Here is an 18898-nt window from a genome sequence, read left to right as displayed (position 1 = left end):
ATCAATTGTAGGGACGGGTTTAGGAACAATTGTAGGGGCGGGTTTAGGAACTCAATTATCTTGTCACCGATAACGTCTCAGCAAAACCCGCCCTCACTCACCAATAACGCCTCAACAAAACCCGCCCTTCCTCACCAATAACGCCTCAACAAAACCTACTGGCGTGACACAGCTAAAATAGTGGAATAGGTTGTAGGTTGGGTTTCGACTTCGCTCAACCCAACAAAAGATAGGGCTGAAGCCCTTACTACAAGCCGAATATAATCTACCAAATAAGGTGTGCCACGCCACTACCTTTAATCATCAGTCTATCCAATTTAATAGCCAATTAATTATGCCACTGAATGCCCAAACCCAAATAGTATTAGACCAAATTAAACAATCAGGATTGCCTCCCCTAAATGAACTTGACCCCATCCCGGCGAGAGAACAAGCAGCACAGGCGGATCAATTTTCCCATAAACCTGAACCTGTCGCCTCGGTGGACAATCGTACCATTCCGGGTTCTACGGTAGATATTCCGATCCGAATTTATACACCCGCCGGAAACCCACCCTTTCCGGTTCTGGTATTTTTCCACGGTGGTGGTTGGGTTATCGGTAGCTTGGATGCGGTGGATAGTATCTGTCGCACCTTGGCAAATCAAGCGGGATGTATTGTTGTGTCTGTGGATTACCGTCTCGCACCCGAACATAAGTTTCCCGCCGCCGTAGAGGATACGTATACCGCTACGGAATGGGTGGCTAAAAATGCGGCGTCATTCCACGGTGATCCCAAACGCATTGCTGTTGGTGGAGATAGCGCTGGCGGAAACTTAGCCGCCGTTGTCGCCTTACTGTCACGCGATCGCAACTTTCCTAGCTTAAGTTATCAAGTGCTATTTTATCCCGCGACTCAGTATGGCTTTGACACCGACTCCCATCGGCAAAATGGCAAAGATTACCTGTTAACCACCGAGTTATTAGTTTGGTTTTGGCATCATTACCTCCCATCAGCCGCCGATGGACAAAATCCCCAGGCTTCACCGTTACTGGCGGACGATTTGAGTAACTTACCCCCAGCCCTAATTATCACGGCTGAATATGATCCCCTACGAGATGAAGGAGAAGCCTATGGGATTCGCTTGCAAAAAGCGGGTGTACCTGTAAGAATAACTCGCTATGATGGTACAATTCATGGCTTTATTGGCATGGCACACCTTCTAGATCAAGGTCGAGAAGCGCTAGCAGAAGCCGCCGTCGCCCTCCAGTCTCAGTTCAATTAAAATCCAGAATCAAATTGTGTCGTAAAGAGTTCTCAAACTCTTACATAAACCTAGCTGGCTTGGCACTTCACGAGTATGACATAAGACATAAGACATAAGACAATCCCCGCCATTAACTTTAGTTGTCTCCACCTACTTATTATGAAAATTGTATCACTTGGGTCTTCCGCGATCGCAGCTAGTGTGATCCTGTTCCTCAACCCTGGATATGCAGCCATACTCAACACCTCGGTTCGCTTAGCTGGATTCTCCCCTGATAATCGCCATTATATTCATCTAGAAAGTTACCGGGATTCAGTAACAGAAGTTCCCACGGCTCATCTGCAAATTATCAATATCCCCAATAATTCCTGTGTCAGAAATGGTTGTCTGCGAACAGACTATAATCGCGATGCCTATAGTCTCAGCAATCAAGCGGCTGAAAACGACTTGCTGCAAGATACAGTAACCCTCCGACAAGATTTAGGACTGAATCGGCTGAAAGTTGGCATTAAACTCCCTGTCATCGATAGCACCCGTCAGCCGGATGACAGCGAAACTGTTACATTTCGCTTAAAGAACCAGCCGTTACAACTGCGTCTAGAACAAAGGCGTATCCCCTCCGTCTTATCTGGAGGTACGTCTCCAGTCGAACGGGCGTCCATGCGCTTAATCATCAACTATCAGAATCAGCGCTTAACTCTGGGTACTTTGAACAACTACCGTGATGCCGTGAAAGGCTATCGGATTCGAGAGGTGCGGCTATCTCCTAACCGTAGTAATATCGTGGTTCTGCTAGATATGCTGCAACCGACTCACGAGGATGTCGTCAAAACCACGTTAGTGCAAAGCTTTTCTTTGCAGCCATTTGAGAATTAAGTAGGTCGGTGGAAATAAACTGAACCATGTTAAGTTCTGTGAATTTTACTCAAACCCTTACAAGTCGCTACTCTCACCAATTTAAACTTATGTGTCTATAAGTTATGGAAAGAAAAGAAACATTAAAAAGCGTTGCAAAGGGTTGTACTTTTCTGAGAGAGTAGTAAATTAGTAATTGAAGCGAAAGAGAAAGCTTCAATGACAGATATTAATGTCACTTGAAAAACCAGAAAGGAGGGAAGTCTAAAACTCTGTTAAATCTAATATCTGTCTTATCCGAGACACAACTTCTAACAGCAACACTCAACGCGAAGACTGATACATCCTCTAACTAGAAATGTAGGGAGCAATGCATCTGAATTATCGAATTTAGAGCAACTCTATTTAGGATTAATTACACAGAGGAAGTCACTCAGAGAGCAGGTTGAGTGTTGTTGTTATGTATAGAAAAGTAGAAGCGTAAACGATTAATTAGGGTTTGCTGCAAGAACTGGAACCCCTTAAAAATAAAGGTTTTAAAGGCAATTATAAGGTTTATTTAGTGCCAGCCAATTTGCCTCAATAGATAAAAATTCATACAAAGTAGCGAGCGAGACGCTCGCACTACAACAACCGTTCCCATTCTCTATTTCGGGTTTACTGCACAACTCCAAAACCCTTAGATATAAAAGCTTTGAGTAGCATGAACATTGGCTCATCTTCAAGGACATAAGGTAAAACCCTTTCATACCCTTGCACCGCTATCAGGGAAAATATATCATTGCTCCCCCATCTCCCCCATCTTCCCCATCTCCCCCATCTTCCCCATCTCCCCCATCTCCCCCAACACTTATTTAGCGTTTGACTGGAAACAGGTTAAGATTTGTATACAGGCGTTCTTTCAAGTCACGCCGCCGCATCAGCCGTCAACCTTGTTTCCCAATGACCCTTATCCGCGTTCCCAAATCCTGGGAAATCCCCGAAAACCAAATCACGCCTGAAGCCGTTTACTTCAATCGGCGTCGCTTTCTCAAAACCCTAGTCGGTGCGAGTATTCTCCCCATCCTGGGATGTCAAGCCTCCTCTGACTCGGAAACCAATAAGGAACTAGCCGCTACCCTCAATCAACCAACGGTCAAACCCCTTAGCACCAATCCCGCATTTGCGAATGTTGACCGCCCTATCACCAATCAGTTACTAGCGGGACAATATAATAACTTCTATGAATTTGGCAGTGGCAAATCGATATGGCAAGCCGCCCAAGCCTTACCCACCGATGAGTGGACGGTTGAAGTCACCGGATTGGTGAAAAATCCCCGCACCTACGATTTAGACGATTTACGCAAAAAATTCCCCCTAGAAGAACGCATCTATCGCTTCCGTTGTGTCGAAGCCTGGTCGATGGTATTGCCATGGCTAGGATTTCCGATGCGATTATTAATGGAAGAGGTGGAACCCACGTCTAAAGCCAAATTTGTCCGGTTTACGTCTTTCGATGATCCTCAAATTAGAATCGGTCCGGCGTGGTCATTCAGTGGTAAACTACCGTGGCCCTATACCGAAGGATTAACGGTAGAGGAAATGGCGAATGATTTGGCATTTTTTGCCGTGGGGATTTACGGTCATTTTCTGCCGAAACAGCATGGGGCACCAATTCGAGAGGTTGTGCCATGGAAATATGGGTTTAAGGGGGCTAAGTCTATTGTCAAGATTGAATTTGTGGAGACTCAACCCGCGACATTTTGGAATACGTTAATTCCTTACGAGTACAAGTTTGAGGCAAATGTCAATCCGGATGTGCCGCACCCGCGTTGGTCTCAAGCAACGGAAAAGTTTATTGGCAAGGGACCCGATTTTTCCTGGGAAAGACGGGAAACACTTCCCTATAACGGGTATGGAGAATATGTAGCACAGTTGTATACCCCCTCCCGCACTTAAAAGCAAAGTCCGGAAAACTACACCAAAAAAAAGGAAAAGTTTACCCAATTAAACCTGGAAAAACTGTAAATAAAACCCCCGTTATTCTTCTATGTATTTCGGGGGAATTTGCTAAATAAAAATCAAACGTAAACTGCTTAATGTACCGCTTATTGGTCTTATACCCAATCCGCTTTGGGAATTCACGCCAGATCTAATTTTTTCACAAGTGCTGTGAGATTGCATCGGGCATAGCCCACGATTTGAGGAGAGTGATCCTGTAGCCGAAAGAGAAGTTGCAACAGGGTTTGAGACAGAGAATTGCTATACACTCGAAACAATTGTTCCTGGAGTTGACAGAGAATGCGATCGCCTGCAATATCATCAGTACCGGGGCGCATTAGCCAGTGGGTTCTCAAGACGTGCAGATGGCTGATATCATCGCTTTGGATAACCTGATTAATTTCCCTAACGGCTTGTTCTATTAATCGATCCGTTACCACTTTCATCACCATGGGTTGCAGGGTAAACGAGGGTGTATCAGCACTGAATCGTTTTTCTAGGAGCGATCGCGTCTCCAAAGCGGCAATCCCGGTTAAAATGACACTCGGATCAGAAGCATAGAGCAAATGGCTTTGTAATCGGCATAATGCGATGGGTTCCTGCCAAATTGCTAGCCAGTAGGCAATGGATCGTTCAGATTCAGACAATCTGTCGAATTGCTGGGTGAGTAACGCTTCCAGGCGATCGCCTACAACGATAGTATTCTGGTGGCGAAATGCGTTTACATTCCCAGCAAAAATCGACTGAATCAGCGGTATTATGGTTTTCAATGCCAATGGATTACCCCGGTACAGTTGGCACAGAGCCGATAATCCCTGTTCTTGACCCGTGAATCCGCCAGTTTGCAGTAATGCCATTGCATCAGCCTGTTCTAAGCCTTGCAACCTTAAACAGCGAACCCCTTTCGAGTTAGCTGCGATCGCATCAAATCCGGGGAGTTGTTCGCGACTGGTGATTAGAATACAACTCTGATGGCGGTTGCGGCTTAAGGTTTGCCACAATTTACTGTAGTCCTCAATATTGTCTTTCTGGTGCAACACCGAATCAAATCCATCAAGAACCAGTAGACAGCGACGTTGTTGTAGATGATGTCTGAGTTGTCTGATTCCTGACTGAATATCTTGAACAATGGTTGGTTCAAAGGTATTCAGGATACTGTCGAGTAGCGTTAGCAAGGAGGGTTGGTAAGTTAGCGATCGCCATAAGAGACAATCAAACTCCGACTGGATGCGATCGCATAAAGCAACGGTGAGGGCGGTTTTGCCAATCCCACCCATGCCTACGATTGCCACGAGTTTACAATTATCTGTAGTAATCCATTCCTCTAACTGATTTAACGATTGAGTTCGTCCATAGAAATGATCCAGATCCGGCGCTTCATCCCAATCAATCAGAGGAGACGGGAGTTTCGGTACATTAGGGTTTAGGGGTTCCGGGAATTGTGCGATCGCCTGCCAATCGCTGATCCCCACAGCTTTACAGATAGAAATAAAAGCATCCTGTTGAATCCGTTCCCCGCGCCAAAAGCGGCGTAGGGTAGCTCTAGAGGTATGTGCATCTTCCCACCAACAGGCGGTGCTAGTTTTCGTCCAGCCCCGACGTTTCCTGGCTCGGTCTACAATGGTTAATCCTTCTGTGGATGCGGAGAGGGAGTTGGTCATAGTAGCATGATCGATGAGGATAGTATCTGCCAAGAACTCAAGTTCTTGGCTTATAGTTCAAGTCCATTAAAATGGACTAAAATCCATATACTGTCTATTAATTATGGACTTTAGTTATGGGTTAATCCGGTAAAACATGCCGATTTACTTATGTTTTATATTCCCCTGCTTTCTAATAACTATCTACCACTCATTGAGTTCAACTTGTTCACAGCCTTGTTCTATTGCTTGGCGCATTAACTTAACATCATCGGGTGGGATTGAACCTGCAAAACGTAGTAATTGTCGCCCAGGGACACCTTGAATTCTTGAACTGGCTAAAGCGCGTGCAAATTCCAGCACTCGCCACTGCAAGTCTTGAGGCATAATTTTTAGTTGTTCAATAAGCTTATCCAAAATAGGCATATCCATCTTGCTCTCCTGCCCACAATTCTCAACTTATTCTAGTTTAGCTAGGGGACTCTAGAGCGTCGATTCAGTAATAGCAGCTAGTAGTGGGGAAGACAGAGTAAGTCATGTAGAGACATATCCTGGCACGTCTATCAATTGTAGGGGCGGGTTTAGGGACTAAAATGCGCTTACTCCGCCGATAACTGTTCAACAAAACCCGCCCTTAATCGTTATGGGCTTGATACAATAGCAGTCTGCTTGTAAAGGTAACTCAATGGTACAAACACCGACTAAAATCCTGACATTACTTGGAGAATGGTAAGGTAGCTAAAATTACATCTTAGGGTTGGCAAGGTTTCACCATTGCTTGTTGGTAAGAGTTAAATGCCCTTTAAACCTTGCCCACCATAGTACCGATGGTACTGCGATCGCAATTGATAAAAATCAAGATGTTGAAACAAGTTCAGCAATCATCTCTTCAGACATAGACTGCTTGAAATCTAAAATCTCAATCAGCACGAGCTGGTCATTAAGTGAGTAGTGAAGGATTATCCGTCCTTCATCTTCTGCATAGGCGATCGCATCCTCTGAAAGCTCAATCAAAAGTGCATCTACATCTTTGCTGTATCTAATTTTTTTCATAGCGACTCCTTCTACCTGGATACAATGTAATCACTAAAATGAATGCCTCATAGTCTCGATAAACAACTCGTAACACTAAGTTATCGTCTAACTTTTTTTGTGCTGTGATTTTTTCTCATTCTCCTAATTCTCGTCTATCCGGAGCCTGGATGGTGTCAATAACAAAGTCCTGATGAATCACAATTCCTCGTTGACTTAACAAGTCAAGTTTAAACAGAGCATGGTCACTGAACCGGAGTTCTTTTAACATAGATTTAATCCGACAATTCAACTCCCAAGGCTTCAATTTTTTGGGTTATTCAGGCGGTTAAGGTGGTTTCATCTGTTTTAATTCGTTCTCCTCCTGTTTAATTTATCTATTCCTTGTTGTCTAGTTTTCTGATATTTAATTTTTTCTTCGCTTTTTTTCTTCACGAATTATTTTTTTGTCCTCACGTATTGTCGTGTCGGTAGGAGCGCTGAAGTTTAAGCTGAGTGCAGGTTCACTTTCAGGGTCAGAACTAACCTGAACGAGCTTTGCATCTATAATATCTTGACCTCTACTCACTGCATTTTTTAATAAATCACCGATTTGTTTATTATTCTCAATATTCCACACTTCATCAGCCGTAATTTTTCCGGCTAACAGGCGCGTTATAAGGTTCTGGGGAAGCTTGAGTGTAAAAGCACCGCTAGCATCAGTTTCTATGTAGGCTTTAGGAGAATCATTAATAGGCTCTGTAGAAGCAGTGAATGCACCAAACTCTAACCTGATGCGTGATTGCTCTCTCAATTTAGGATCTACTTTTACAAAGTTAACATTGACTATTTTTAGGTTTAGTTCTGCCGCAAGCCGCAGATCATCACCTATTCGCTTTTTGAGAGTTGGATAATCATCACTGCCTGAATTTTTATTATCCCAAACCTCACAATCAGTAATATCTCCGGCTAGGAACAGAGCTACAAGATTGCATCGAATCTCTATGTTAAAAGAAAAATCTGATCCAGGGCTAAAAACAAAACGACCTTCTCGTTCCTTGTATCTTTGTAATGCTACAGGAATTCTCTGTGATTGTTGTGCCTCCCAGCTTTCACAACCAGATCCATATTCAACCTGATTAAGATTTATTTGATGAAGAAGTTGTTCCTGCTGTGCCGTTAACTCTACATCAGGATGAGGGTTCTTGATCACGATAGGTCTACTGGCTCGTTTTCTCCACCTTAAGCCAGAATATTCATTTTTAATCGTGACGATTACCACAGCCGAAATCAACCTGGAACTTTTAACTCTTTGTCTACGTCCTTTTGTCCCAGGCCAAGGTGCAGTTCCTATCGCATTCAAAGTTGTTGTTAAATCCCACTGTTCCGTATCTGCTAGAGCAGAGTATACAGCTTGCTCAAGACTAATAGATGAGGGTGTACCATGATCATTGATTTGATGTAGGCATTCAGAAGCACCTAGAAAAAGAACGAGCGGTTTATACTTTTTGCCGGATTTTTCACATTTCTTGGCTTGCTTTGCCTTTTCCTCAATTTTTTTATAAATTGGGTGGTCTTCAGCACATCTTGGTACATTTAAGGTTGGAAAGGATGAAGAGACAAAACTCCCTTGTTCTACCCCTTCAATTAGCACAATTACATTTGCATTTTCAGTTTCTTCAAGAAATAGATTTGACTTTAAGTTACCCGATTACAGCTCAGCTACAAAGGTTTTCCATTTATCTGTCTTAAGTAACTGTCCCCAGGAATTTTTTGGCGGTACTTGTACATCTTTGCTAGTATCGGCTGGCTTAAGTCTGATTCTTAGGTGTTGTGAATCAGCCACCTTTCTTTTGGATAATTCTTCTCTCACCCAAGAGGGAAAATGTATAATATCAGTTTCTTGTTGCGGGTTACGAGGGGTAATATATGCAACTTCTACCCAAAAAGGAGCGCCGTCATCAGGTTGCAAGAAAATATCAGGAACTGCTTCTTGCTCTCCCTCAGGCTGAATTAGAGATGAAACTTCTGAGTTTGCTACATCTCGACTATGATGCCTTGAAATAACCGCAGAAGCTGTTGCCTGTAGCACGATGAGTTCCCATAAGTGAGATTTCGTCTGTTCATGTTCACTTCTAAGACGCCATCGAAGTTTATGTAATTTTGCGCCGAGCCACCTCTCACACTGAGACAGTAAATATTCTGCTTGAGATTCGCTAATCACTCGTTCAAATATGTGGGTTTCTAGAGTTAGATGAGAGTCAAGAACCTATATTCTAGCAAATCCGCCTTGTGACACATCGGGTAAGGGTACAATACGAAAACCTCTACTGAGTCAAAGACTGAACACTTTCCCCCCAAAACCCCTCTTACGCTAAGGATAGACAAGCAAAAACGTACAGGAGATTACTCCAATGACTCAGCAAGTAGCAAAACTCCTCTTGCATAGAACTCGGTAAAATTTCCAGTCCACTGAAGTGGACTTAAGCTATTAGCCCGGAGTTTAAACTCCGGGCGGAATTTTATCAAACCATTGAAGGATGCTCACCCTGCCTATCCAACCAACTCACCAAATCTTCCACTCCAGAAAAATCCAACAACGCCTCTGCCAATGCCTCCACTTGCTCCAGCGATAGCGCTTCAATTTGAGCTTGGAGTTCTGGACTTATTACCCCAACTCGACGATTGAGCAAACGGAGAACCAGCGCTACTCCCTCTCGTTGCCTTCCTTCCTCCAACGCTTCCTGATAGACTCGTGTCTGCTTCAACTCACTCAATCCAAACATTGCTGCAATCTCCTGCCGACTCAACTGCGGAAATTTATAGACCACGATCGTTCCAAAGCCATACTTGATATAAAACCCCAAAGCCTGGAGATTCGTATTGGCGATCGCACTTCTTTTGATAACCACTATCCACTAAATACCCCTTGGCTTTTTCTTTCTGCTTCGCTACTGTTATGCTTCCCTTGACTCGATGTCATTTCGGCTCAAATTGTCAAGTTTTGATAATTTAAACCATTCTTTCCCTCAGAACAGTTTAAATTTTTAAATCAAAGTCTCGTCTCAACAAAACGTCATAATTGCTCGTTTTTTACCTCTTTTTGGGAAAAAGCTACGAAATTTCAGGGGTTACAGCGATTGTGAGGGGACTGTGCGGTTTTCAGGTATACTATCTATGGTGGGTTTTTTGTAGGCAAAAATAATCTAGGCACAGATAAACCCCTTGAATCTTCGTAAAAACTTTGTATAATACATGATTCTTGCCTCACGCCCAATATCCCCTTGGACGCATGTATTTTGTTAAAGTTACAAGAAGAATTATGACTAAGTATTGACAAAGACACAGAGGACACAGAAGGGATGACGCAGACAGAACCCTGAATAGTGGGGGACACAGATTGACACAGACAACTAAATATTTTCCCCAAGAATTGAATCATCTTTTCATCCTTTGCATAGAGAATTAACGCCTTCATGTATTTCTAACTTTTCACGGGAAGTCTATAAACCTGAGTCGGGGCGGGTTTAGTCACATTCTGGTGACACCTAAAAGATAGTAGTGAAACCCGCCCCTACACAATCTACAAATCTCCCAATCTCTCACTCAAAACTTACCTCCCTTCGTTGCGCCACATACCCTGAAAACTAAGCCATGTATTTGAATTCCTGGTCGTCTGTGTATGAGAATAATAATTAAAATTAAACTGGGAAGGTAAGCGTTACTCACCCCCTATATAGCACTACGCAATAAGGTTAGGACAAATGAAGAAAAATTCAAATCGCTCAATCCCTTGTAAGGTAAGCTTTTGTCTTCACTATTGCCTATTGCCTATTGCCTATTCCCTGGCGCGTAGCGCTATATGTAGTTTCAGATTGGGTCTAAACTCCAGTCCAAAACGGCTGACTGGAGCGTGTCCTTCATACTCAGATGCTGTAGCCATTGATGAACAAGCTCAACAGCAAGTGTAACGCCTAATCAGTCCCATGGGGGAGGCACAGGATACCACAACCTCTACTGAGTCAATTACTGAGTCAAAGGGTGAGTCAAAGACTGAACAGTTTCCCCTCAAAACCGCCCTTATGCTGAGGATAGACAGACAAAAGTGTTAAACCGCCTTGAATTGAAACCCAAGGCACCCAAGCTCAAGTCAGAATCGAGTTGACTAGATAAAAATTATAGTCCATTTTAATGGACTTAAGCTTTTAGCCAAGAACTTGAGGTCTTGGCGGGTGTCGGGGCTTACTGAAAAAAGGAGAACCATCATGCTAAATCCATCCACCCATTTGTTGATTATTGAAGACGACAAGGGGCGCAAAGAATATACTTTGGAAGAATCAGTCTATTCCCTAGGTAGAGATCCACAATGCGATATCCGCATCCACTCAATGTTTATATCTCGCCATCATGCCACATTAATTCGACAAATTAGAGACGATGGCAGTTGTGTTTATAAAGTTGTTGATGGTAATGTCCAAGGTAAGCAAAGTGCTAATGGACTATTAGTTAATAGCAAAAAATGTCAAGTCCATGATCTTGAAGATGAAGATGAGGTTGTTTTTGGTCCCAATGTCAGTGCGAAATACTACCTACTTAAAAAATCAGGTCAATGGAAAATGAAATATAAGACCAAGAAGACTAAATCAACCGTTCTACCCAAACCTCCCCAATTTGGTGGTTTATACGTTCAATCTGAAACAGGAAACCCGCTAGTCTTTCCCCTGAAGCATACTGATGTACAAGCCAAGGTGACGGGAAATGTCTCACGGGTAGAAGTAACACAAACCTTTGAGAATCCTTTTTCCACTCCCCTAGAAGCTACCTATATCTTCCCCTTACCCGATGAAGCGGCTGTCGATGATATGGAGATTCGCATCGGCGATCGCACAATCAAAGGCAACATCAAAAAACGCCAAGAAGCGGTAGCTATTTACGAACAAGCCAAAAAGCAAGGACGCACCGCCGGATTACTAGAACAGGAACGGGCTAACATTTTTACTCAATCCCTAGCTAACATCCAACCCGGTGAGCAAATTGATGTGATAATTCGCTATACCGATAGTCTAAAATTTGTTGGGGGAAGTTACGAGTTTATCTTTCCCATGGTCGTGGGACCTCGTTATATTCCCGGAACCACGATTGATGAAAATACGGTAGGTGGGGGTTCAGCACCTGCACCAATGACACTGAATAAAGATACCGATTTAGTGCCAGATGCGTCCCGCTTAAATGCGCCAATTCTACCTCCCGGAACTCGTTCGGGACATGATATTAATGTAACCGTAGATATTGAGGCTGGGGTTGAGATTAAAGACGTGCATTCTCCCTCACACCAGATTCAAATTGAGCGTCAAGAACAGCGGATGGGAGTCACGCTATCTCAACGAGACACAATTCCCAATAAAGACCTAATTTTACGCTATCAAGTCGCAGGCGATCGCACGCAAACCACAGTCCTCTCTCAAACCGATACTCGTGGCGGACATTTTGCGGTTTATTTGATTCCAGCGATTGAGTATAACCCCGATCAGTTGGTTCCCAAAGATGTAGTGTTTTTGATTGACACATCAGGTTCTCAAAGTGGTGAACCCTTAACCAAATGTCAAGAATTAATGCGCCGCTTTATCAACGGACTCAATCCCCACGATACGTTCACTATTATCGATTTCTCAGATACCACCCGCCAACTTTCACCCGTTCCCTTGGCGAATACAGAAAAAAACCGCAACAGCGCCATGAAGTATATCAATCAGTTAAACGCCAGTGGCGGAACCCAACTGATGCGGGGGATTCAGGCGGTGCTAAATTTTCCAGAGGTTGATCCGGGACGATTACGGAGTATTGTACTGCTAACCGACGGCTATATTGGCAACGAAAATCAAATTCTGGCAGAAGTCCAACGCCATTTAAAATTAGGAAATCGCTTGCACAGTTTTGGTGCAGGAAGTTCGGTTAATCGTTTTATCCTAAATCGAATTGCTGAAATTGGACGGGGAATTTCCCGGATTGTCCGCTACGATGAGCCGACTGAAGAAGTCGCTGAACAGTTCTTCGGGCAAATTAATAATCCAGTGCTGACCAATATTCAATTGTACTGGCAAGGCGAGGGTGAACCTCCCATCATTTATCCGGCGACTCCACCCGATTTATTTGCTGAACAGCCATTAGTTCTATTTGGATGCAAAAAAGATGCTATACCGGGAAGGCTAGAAGTAACAGGAACGATTGCTGGAGGACAGCAGTATCAGCAGAGTTTTGAGCTTAACTTTGAGGAGACGGGAAATCCTGCGATTGCCCAACTTTGGGGTCGTAACCGGATTAAAGACTTGATGAATCAAATGGTGAAGGGAGAGACAAAGGTTGGCGTAGAGACTATCACGGATACGGCTTTAACTTATCAACTCTTGTCTCAATATACTGCTTTTATTGCTGTCAGTGATGAAGTGCGCGTCAATCCCAATAATCATTCTGTTTCTGTACAAGTTCCCGTGGAAATGCCGGAAGGGATTAGTTATCAGGGAATTTTTGGAGATGTAGAAGTAGAAGCGACCTATGAGTTTGAGCAGATTCCTTCAGGACCGCTGGATGAGTTTGATATCACCCTGATCAGTCCCAATATGATGGAACTCGATGAGGAATGGAGTCCTACCCCTGAGCCAGCGCCATCGAGAACTCCAAAGATGAAATCGACGGCAAAAGCTCCGCTTCCGACAGCTCCGTCTACTCCGAATCGCCTACACATTGTTAGTGCATCTGGATTAAACGAAGATGCGATCGCGCGTTTGACTCAACGCCTACAATCGATCCAGTTATCCCCAAATGTTAACGGGTTTCTCGTCTTCGAGTTCTACATTAGCAAACGTCTTGTACAACAGCTAACGATTAACGAGAAAGCCTCATCGGTAAAGGATCAGACGGTAATAGAAGCAATTCGGCGATCGCTTCTGACTTGGCATTCCCCTCAAGCAACTGTCGATAACGTTTGCCTAGTAATAGGGATTCAGCCATAAAGATTTGCCCTCCTCTCCCCCAGCTCCCTCTGCTTCCCCTGCTCCCCCAGCTTCCCCAGCTTCCCCTGCTCTCTAACCCCACCATCAGCAGACCCTAAGTAAACTGTTGAGCATAGAATCGCGCATAACGTCCCCCTCGCTCTAACAATTCGGCATGGGTTCCTGACTCGATAATCTGTCCCTGTTCCATCACCAAAATTCGGTCAGCGCGGCGCACCGTGGTGAGGCGATGCGCGATGATAAAGACGGTGCGCTCTTTCATAATCCGGTCTAAGGCTTCTTGAACTAAGGCTTCTGATTCTGAATCCAAGGCGGAGGTGGCTTCATCTAAGATAAGAATACTGGGATTCAGAAGAACCGCCCGCGCGATCGCAAGTCGTTGTCGTTGTCCCCCAGATAGGTTAATCCCCCGTTCTCCCACCCAGGTGTGATACCCTTGGGAGAATTGGATAATAAATTGGTGGGCATTGGCGATTTTGGCGGCGTCTTGAACAGCGTCTAGGTCAAAGTCTTTTTGACCAAAGGCAATATTTTGAGCAATTGTGCCAGAAAATAGGGTGGTTTCCTGGGGAACAATGCCTATCTGTCGCCGTAGGCTTTTTAGGGTAACGTTTCGAATATTAATCCCATCGATGAGGATTTCTCCGGCTTGCGGATCATAGAAACGGGGGAGTAAATTAACTAATGTGGTTTTACCCGCACCCGATGCGCCAACCAGTGCGATCGCATCTCCTGGCTGAACCAGAAAACTTAAGTCTTTTAGCACCCAAGGCGTTTTACCTGTAGAGACGTGCCATGGCACGTCTTGCCATGGCGCGTCTTGATCTTTGGCGATTGATGATAACGTTTCCTCAAAACCCGCCCTTTCTAAGTTCTCTTGGGCTTGAGTGTAGGCAAAGCTAATCTGACGATATTCGACTTTACCCGTAACCGGGGGTAGAGTCATCGCCCCCTCTTTTTCGATCACCGTTGGCACAATCGCAAACAGTTCAAAGATGCGATCAACCGATGCCTCACCTTGCTTAAATTCGTTATAGTTACTGGTAACGATCGCGATTGGATCAATGAGCATGGCAACCGCCGCCCCGTAGCTGACAAATTCACTCCCCGTTAAGTTACCTTGGGCAATTTGCCATCCCCCCAGTAAAAAGACTAATAACAAACACATCGCCTCCAGAAACCCCACCACCGGAAACTGAATCGCCTTTAACCGTTCCGCCGCATACTTAGCTTTCCGATTGTGTTCTGCCTCTTGACTAAATCGCTCTAATGTGTAGTCTTCAGCCGCAAACGCTTGGACTAACCGAATCCCACTAAAGACTTCAATCAGCAACGCCGATAAATCCGACACCCGATTTTGACTCCGCCGGGAAAATTGGCGCATCCGTTCGCCAAACCAGCCAATTAATAGACCCATCAGTGGGGCAATGAGTATAATACCCAGGGTAAGTTGCCAATTCAGGTAAACCACATAAGCGAAGACCGCAATCAACTGTAAGACACTGGGGAGAAACTGGTGAAAGAACTTGTTCACCACCTCACCAATGCGGTCAATGTCCTCAGTGAGTCGATAGGATAAGTCCCCGGTTCTGGTGGTTTCAAAGTAGTCCAGACTCAGGGTTTGCAGGTGGGCGTAGACATTTTTCCGCAAATCCAGTGTAATCGACAAAGCCGCCTTTGCCATGAGGGTATCTTGCCCATACTGTGCCAGCTTCTGACCCAAGAAAATTAAAGCAGCAATTCCGGCAACTTGTGCGATCGCGCCCACATTTCCTTGTCCCACATAAGCCGCAATCCGCCCCGCTAGCCAAGCTAGGAGGGGCCACACGGCGACAAATCCCACAGTACAAGCTAAGGCTTGCCCAATGGTAACTCCTTGAGGGCGAAGATAAGGCAACAGTTGCCAGTAATGAGAACGGGTTTTCAATGTATAATCACCCAAATCCAATTTTCCTCTGTCTCACGCTATCAGCTTTCATCGTTTCTACCAAGACTTTCCTGTCACCGCAGAAGTTTCTAAGTAGGTGTAACGTTTTCTCTTGTCCGACTACTTATATGATGTCCGGCTTTCTCACCCCTAATAAAAATGTAGGGATCTGGTAACCAAGCCTCTACTCCCCATCACTGTAATTATGGGTATTCAACCGGACATGATATTACTTACCTATTACCAGAAACGCGATACCATAAGAAGACAGAATTTTACAGATGGAGGAGTTGGATTATGTCAACAGAGACAACTCAAACTCAAAGTTCCCCAACACCTCCCGTGGTGGATTGGGAACCCCAAATGCCACCCACTGATTTAATTTTTGATGATGGAGAACCCTTGGAAAGTAACCGCCACCGCATTGCCATGAATCTATTGATTCAGTTAACCCACCAAGTCTTGGCACAGCGCGAGGATTATTTTGTGGGTGGCAATATGTTCATTTATTATAGTCGCACCCAGGCACGCAATCGGGACTTTCGAGGACCGGATTTTTTTGTGGTATTGAATGTGGATGGAAGCCGTTCTCGCCAAGGTTGGGTAGTCTGGGATGAAGAAGGGCGTTACCCGGATGTGATTATTGAACTGATGTCGGCGTCTACAGCCAATGCGGATATTGGGGCAAAAAAGGATATTTACGAAGGAACCTTTAGAACACCCGATTATTTCGTCTTTGACCCGTTTAATCCCGACTCTTTACAAGGATGGCGGTTGGATGCAAATTTCCGTTATCAACCGTTGGTTCCGAATGAGTCAGGATGGTTATGGTGCGAAACCTTAGGCTTATGGTTAGGAATTTGGCAAGGAACAATAAGCCGAGAAACAGCACCGTGGTTACGATTTTATGACTCAGAAGGGAATTTAGTTTTATTACCCGAAGAAGCTGAACGTCAGCGGGCTGAATCTGAACGCCAACGCGCCGAAGCCGAACGTCAACGTGCCGAAACTGAACGCCAACGCGCCGAACGTTTAGCCGCACGATTGCGGGAGTTAGGAGAAGACCCAGATAATTAAGGGATATGGGGGAGAAAATCAGTGACCTCATGCTGATGGGCATCCCCTTGTAAAATGGAGATTTATCCTCAATGTCGATAGCCAATTAAAATCATGACACAGCAATTACAGCATCGCATCATCTGTTGGAGTTTAAGTTTAATTATCGCTAGTATTAGCTGCGTCTTTGGACTACCTGCAAGTGTAAATGCTCAGTCTATCTCAAAAACTCATCCAACTCAAATCGCTACAGTATCAGCCAGCGAAGCGTTTCGCAATGCATACAATCAGCGCTATACCTGGGATAAAAATTTTCCAGGTTATTCCGCAGAGGTTTCGATTACGCACCAGGGAGATATTGACCAAGGAATCGTTCGGGTTCAACCGGATTTAAGTGTGGATGTCATTAATGTTGAACCGGAAGATTTACGTGATTTGGTCGCCAATACGGTTAAGATGGAAATCATTCACCGTCGCCAGATACCATTTGAACAGTTGCATGGAAACAATGACTTTGAGTTAAAGGGGAAAGACGAGTATGGCGCGTTAAAAATTAATGAGATGGGTGATAATTCATACTATAAGGTTAAAGGAGATGTAATCACTCAAGTAAATCGTAGCTTTGGAGATGTAGCCGTAACCGTTGACACCCTAGGTACGACTAAAACGCCAGAGGGGTATTTAGTCAGTCACTTTAAAACTACGTTTCGCGATGCCCAAACCGATGAAGTTCTGGAAAAAGAAGATGTGCGAGATTTTCATGAAAAGGTGGGCAACTACTATTTGTTAACGAACCGGACGATTCGATATGCAAAGGAGGAAAATCCGGAAGAAAAACCTGTGGCAGATACAAGGATTCGGTTTAATGATATTCAGCCGTTGTAACTAGAAAAAAATGATTGAGTGGGATCGAGTCGCCGAGTTGTATGATATCTATGTCCATAGTGATATTGATATTTCCTTCTTTATTCGAGAAACCTGTAACGTATCAGGTCAAATCCTCGAATTGATGGCGGGAACGGGTCGCGTCTCGATTCCTTTATTAGAGGCTGGCGTTTCCCTGGTTTGTGTGGATGCTTCAGCGCAAATACTAGCTGTTCTGCAAAAGAAGCTGGTACAAAAGGGGTTGTCTGCTAGGATTCAGCGGGCTGATGTGCGAGAGTTGAATCTGCAAGAGTGTTTTGATTTAGCGATTATTCCGTTCAATTCATTTTCGGAACTGTTGTCAAAGAAAGACCAAGAGAGTACACTCCAATCAATTCACAACCATTTGCGTGAAGGTGGGCGACTTATCTGTACTTTACATAATCCTAATGTCCGGTTAAAATTGGTCGATGGTTCTCTGCGTTTAGAGGGAACGTACAGTCTGGAAAAGCAACAACTCCTGTTCTGGGGACTGGAAAAACAGCAATCGAATCACTGCATTGTTGATCGCACTCAGTTCTACGAAATCTATGATCACCATGGGTTTTTGCAATCTAAGCGCCTCCTGAATATGCAGTTTTGCCTGATCCAAAAGCAAGACTTTGAGGAAATGGCGCAGAAAGCGGGTTACAAAATAGTGGCTGTGTATGGTGATTATTCCTATTCAGAATTCAACAGTGAAACCAGTCCTTCTATGATTTTTATTTTGCAGAAAGGTTGTCACTCTAATTCTTAGACAAACGACCTAAGGCTTCATCGGCTAATTGGGCAATCCAAATATTTGGTACGGCTTGAGGTCTATTTTCTAGAACTAGGGATAAGGCTTCCTCCTCTTGACCCGCCCCCAAGAGGATGGCATAAATTGTTAAAGCGATCGCGGCTGATCGGCTGATCCCAGCTTGGCAATGGATGAGAACATCTCCGCCTTCCTGAGAAATTATCGGTACGAAGTCAATGACTTGACGAATATGCTCAGATGTAGCTAAAACATAGTCGGGTTCATGATGATTTAAAGCCACAATATCATCAAACTCTAACCGCAGTCGGTGAGGAACTTGGGTGTAACCGGCGGGAGGGGTACTACCGGGTTCGCCAATCGAGATGATATGCGCGATCGCGTCTCCTGTCTCGGAAGCTAAGAGTTGGCTGGCTTCGGAATAAGACGCAATCCATATCTTCGGTAGATTGTTTGCTAGAAATTCAGTCACAATTGTTACTACTTTAAGTTAGATTTTGTCCTAATTTTTCC

General features: G+C 44.4%; 16 protein-coding genes. 7 read left to right on the top strand and 9 right to left on the bottom strand.

The window, feature by feature from the left end; translation table 11 throughout:
• The first annotated feature begins 334 nt into the window (after positions 1–334).
• The 3 genes from RID53_RS21770 (at position 335) to msrP (ending at position 4039) form a co-directional block, all read left to right on the top strand.
• Positions 335–1264 (top strand): alpha/beta hydrolase, encoded by a 930-nt coding sequence (locus RID53_RS21770; protein WP_446390082.1) that lies wholly within the window; start codon positions 335–337, stop codon positions 1262–1264.
• Between the two features lie 141 nt (positions 1265–1405).
• The gene (locus RID53_RS21765; protein ID WP_446390081.1) at positions 1406–2122 is read left to right on the top strand and encodes a DUF2259 domain-containing protein; all 717 of its coding nucleotides are present in this window, start codon (positions 1406–1408) and stop codon (positions 2120–2122) included.
• Between the two features lie 921 nt (positions 2123–3043).
• Positions 3044–4039 carry a protein-methionine-sulfoxide reductase catalytic subunit MsrP gene (gene msrP / locus RID53_RS21760; protein WP_446390080.1) on the top strand — a complete coding sequence of 332 codons (996 nt, stop codon included), beginning with the start codon at positions 3044–3046 and terminating at the stop codon, positions 4037–4039.
• Between the two features lie 182 nt (positions 4040–4221).
• Here msrP and RID53_RS21755 read toward each other — a convergent pair whose 3' ends face one another.
• From RID53_RS21755 to RID53_RS21725, 7 genes are all read right to left on the bottom strand, one after another.
• Positions 4222–5742, bottom strand: coding sequence for an NB-ARC domain-containing protein (locus RID53_RS21755; RefSeq protein ID WP_446390079.1), 1521 nt, complete (start codon positions 5740–5742; stop codon positions 4222–4224).
• Positions 5743–5925: 183 nt separating this feature from the next.
• The gene (locus RID53_RS21750; protein WP_446390078.1) at positions 5926–6153 is read right to left on the bottom strand and encodes a hypothetical protein; all 228 of its coding nucleotides are present in this window, start codon (positions 6151–6153) and stop codon (positions 5926–5928) included.
• Between the two features lie 423 nt (positions 6154–6576).
• Positions 6577–6774, bottom strand: coding sequence for a DUF2283 domain-containing protein (locus RID53_RS21745; protein ID WP_446354236.1), 198 nt, complete (start codon positions 6772–6774; stop codon positions 6577–6579).
• Between the two features lie 115 nt (positions 6775–6889).
• On the bottom strand, positions 6890–7024 hold the full coding sequence (locus tag RID53_RS21740) for a hypothetical protein (RefSeq protein WP_446390077.1): 135 nt from the start codon (positions 7022–7024) through the stop codon (positions 6890–6892).
• A gap of 135 nt (positions 7025–7159) precedes the next feature.
• The gene (locus tag RID53_RS21735) at positions 7160–8386 is read right to left on the bottom strand and encodes a hypothetical protein (RefSeq protein WP_446390076.1); all 1227 of its coding nucleotides are present in this window, start codon (positions 8384–8386) and stop codon (positions 7160–7162) included.
• 57 nt (positions 8387–8443) lie between these two features.
• The gene (locus RID53_RS21730) at positions 8444–8824 is read right to left on the bottom strand and encodes a hypothetical protein (protein WP_446390075.1); all 381 of its coding nucleotides are present in this window, start codon (positions 8822–8824) and stop codon (positions 8444–8446) included.
• Between the two features lie 433 nt (positions 8825–9257).
• Positions 9258–9644: a DUF4351 domain-containing protein gene (locus RID53_RS21725; protein WP_446390074.1), complete on the bottom strand. Its 387-nt coding sequence runs from the start codon at positions 9642–9644 to the stop codon at positions 9258–9260.
• A 1353-nt stretch (positions 9645–10997) separates the two neighbouring features.
• Here RID53_RS21725 and RID53_RS21720 point away from each other — a divergent pair.
• On the top strand, positions 10998–13742 hold the full coding sequence (locus RID53_RS21720) for a VIT domain-containing protein (RefSeq protein WP_446390073.1): 2745 nt from the start codon (positions 10998–11000) through the stop codon (positions 13740–13742).
• 94 nt (positions 13743–13836) lie between these two features.
• On the opposite strand, the gene RID53_RS21715 is transcribed toward RID53_RS21720, so the two are convergent.
• On the bottom strand, positions 13837–15669 hold the full coding sequence (locus RID53_RS21715; protein ID WP_446390129.1) for an ABC transporter ATP-binding protein: 1833 nt from the start codon (positions 15667–15669) through the stop codon (positions 13837–13839).
• 297 nt (positions 15670–15966) lie between these two features.
• Between RID53_RS21715 and RID53_RS21710 the strand changes: the two genes are divergently transcribed.
• The 3 genes from RID53_RS21710 (at position 15967) to RID53_RS21700 (ending at position 18385) form a co-directional block, all read left to right on the top strand.
• Positions 15967–16746: a Uma2 family endonuclease gene (locus tag RID53_RS21710; RefSeq protein ID WP_446390072.1), complete on the top strand. Its 780-nt coding sequence runs from the start codon at positions 15967–15969 to the stop codon at positions 16744–16746.
• Positions 16747–16839: 93 nt separating this feature from the next.
• A complete protein-coding gene (locus tag RID53_RS21705; RefSeq protein ID WP_446390071.1) occupies positions 16840–17610 on the top strand; it encodes a DUF3386 family protein in 771 nt (256 codons plus the stop codon).
• 10 nt (positions 17611–17620) lie between these two features.
• Positions 17621–18385: a class I SAM-dependent methyltransferase gene (locus tag RID53_RS21700; protein ID WP_446390070.1), complete on the top strand. Its 765-nt coding sequence runs from the start codon at positions 17621–17623 to the stop codon at positions 18383–18385.
• Here RID53_RS21700 and RID53_RS21695 read toward each other — a convergent pair.
• A complete protein-coding gene (locus RID53_RS21695) occupies positions 18375–18857 on the bottom strand; it encodes a dual specificity protein phosphatase family protein (protein WP_446390069.1) in 483 nt (160 codons plus the stop codon). The two genes, RID53_RS21700 and RID53_RS21695, sit on opposite strands and share 11 nt — an antisense overlap.
• Positions 18858–18898 lie beyond the last annotated feature (41 nt).

Origin of the sequence: Coleofasciculus sp. B1-GNL1-01 (genome assembly GCF_040220235.1) — a bacterium.
GTDB lineage: Bacteria > Cyanobacteriota > Cyanobacteriia > Cyanobacteriales > Coleofasciculaceae > Coleofasciculus.
This window is presented reverse-complemented; position numbering and strand designations above follow the sequence as displayed.

Bases quoted from the DNA above. Each gene is read 5' to 3' on its own strand.
- msrP (WP_446390080.1), top strand. From the start codon at position 3,044: ATGACCCTTATCCGCGTTCCCAAATCCTGGGAAATCCCCGAAAACCAA.
- RID53_RS21740 (WP_446390077.1), bottom strand. From the start codon at position 7,024: ATGTTAAAAGAACTCCGGTTCAGTGACCATGCTCTGTTTAAACTTGAC.
- RID53_RS21710 (WP_446390072.1), top strand. From the start codon at position 15,967: ATGTCAACAGAGACAACTCAAACTCAAAGTTCCCCAACACCTCCCGTG.
- RID53_RS21705 (WP_446390071.1), top strand. From the start codon at position 16,840: ATGACACAGCAATTACAGCATCGCATCATCTGTTGGAGTTTAAGTTTA.
- RID53_RS21750 (WP_446390078.1), bottom strand. From the start codon at position 6,153: ATGGATATGCCTATTTTGGATAAGCTTATTGAACAACTAAAAATTATG.
- RID53_RS21755 (WP_446390079.1), bottom strand. From the start codon at position 5,742: ATGACCAACTCCCTCTCCGCATCCACAGAAGGATTAACCATTGTAGAC.
- RID53_RS21745 (WP_446354236.1), bottom strand. From the start codon at position 6,774: ATGAAAAAAATTAGATACAGCAAAGATGTAGATGCACTTTTGATTGAG.
- RID53_RS21720 (WP_446390073.1), top strand. From the start codon at position 10,998: ATGCTAAATCCATCCACCCATTTGTTGATTATTGAAGACGACAAGGGG.
- RID53_RS21765 (WP_446390081.1), top strand. From the start codon at position 1,406: ATGAAAATTGTATCACTTGGGTCTTCCGCGATCGCAGCTAGTGTGATC.
- RID53_RS21770 (WP_446390082.1), top strand. From the start codon at position 335: ATGCCACTGAATGCCCAAACCCAAATAGTATTAGACCAAATTAAACAA.
- RID53_RS21700 (WP_446390070.1), top strand. From the start codon at position 17,621: ATGATTGAGTGGGATCGAGTCGCCGAGTTGTATGATATCTATGTCCAT.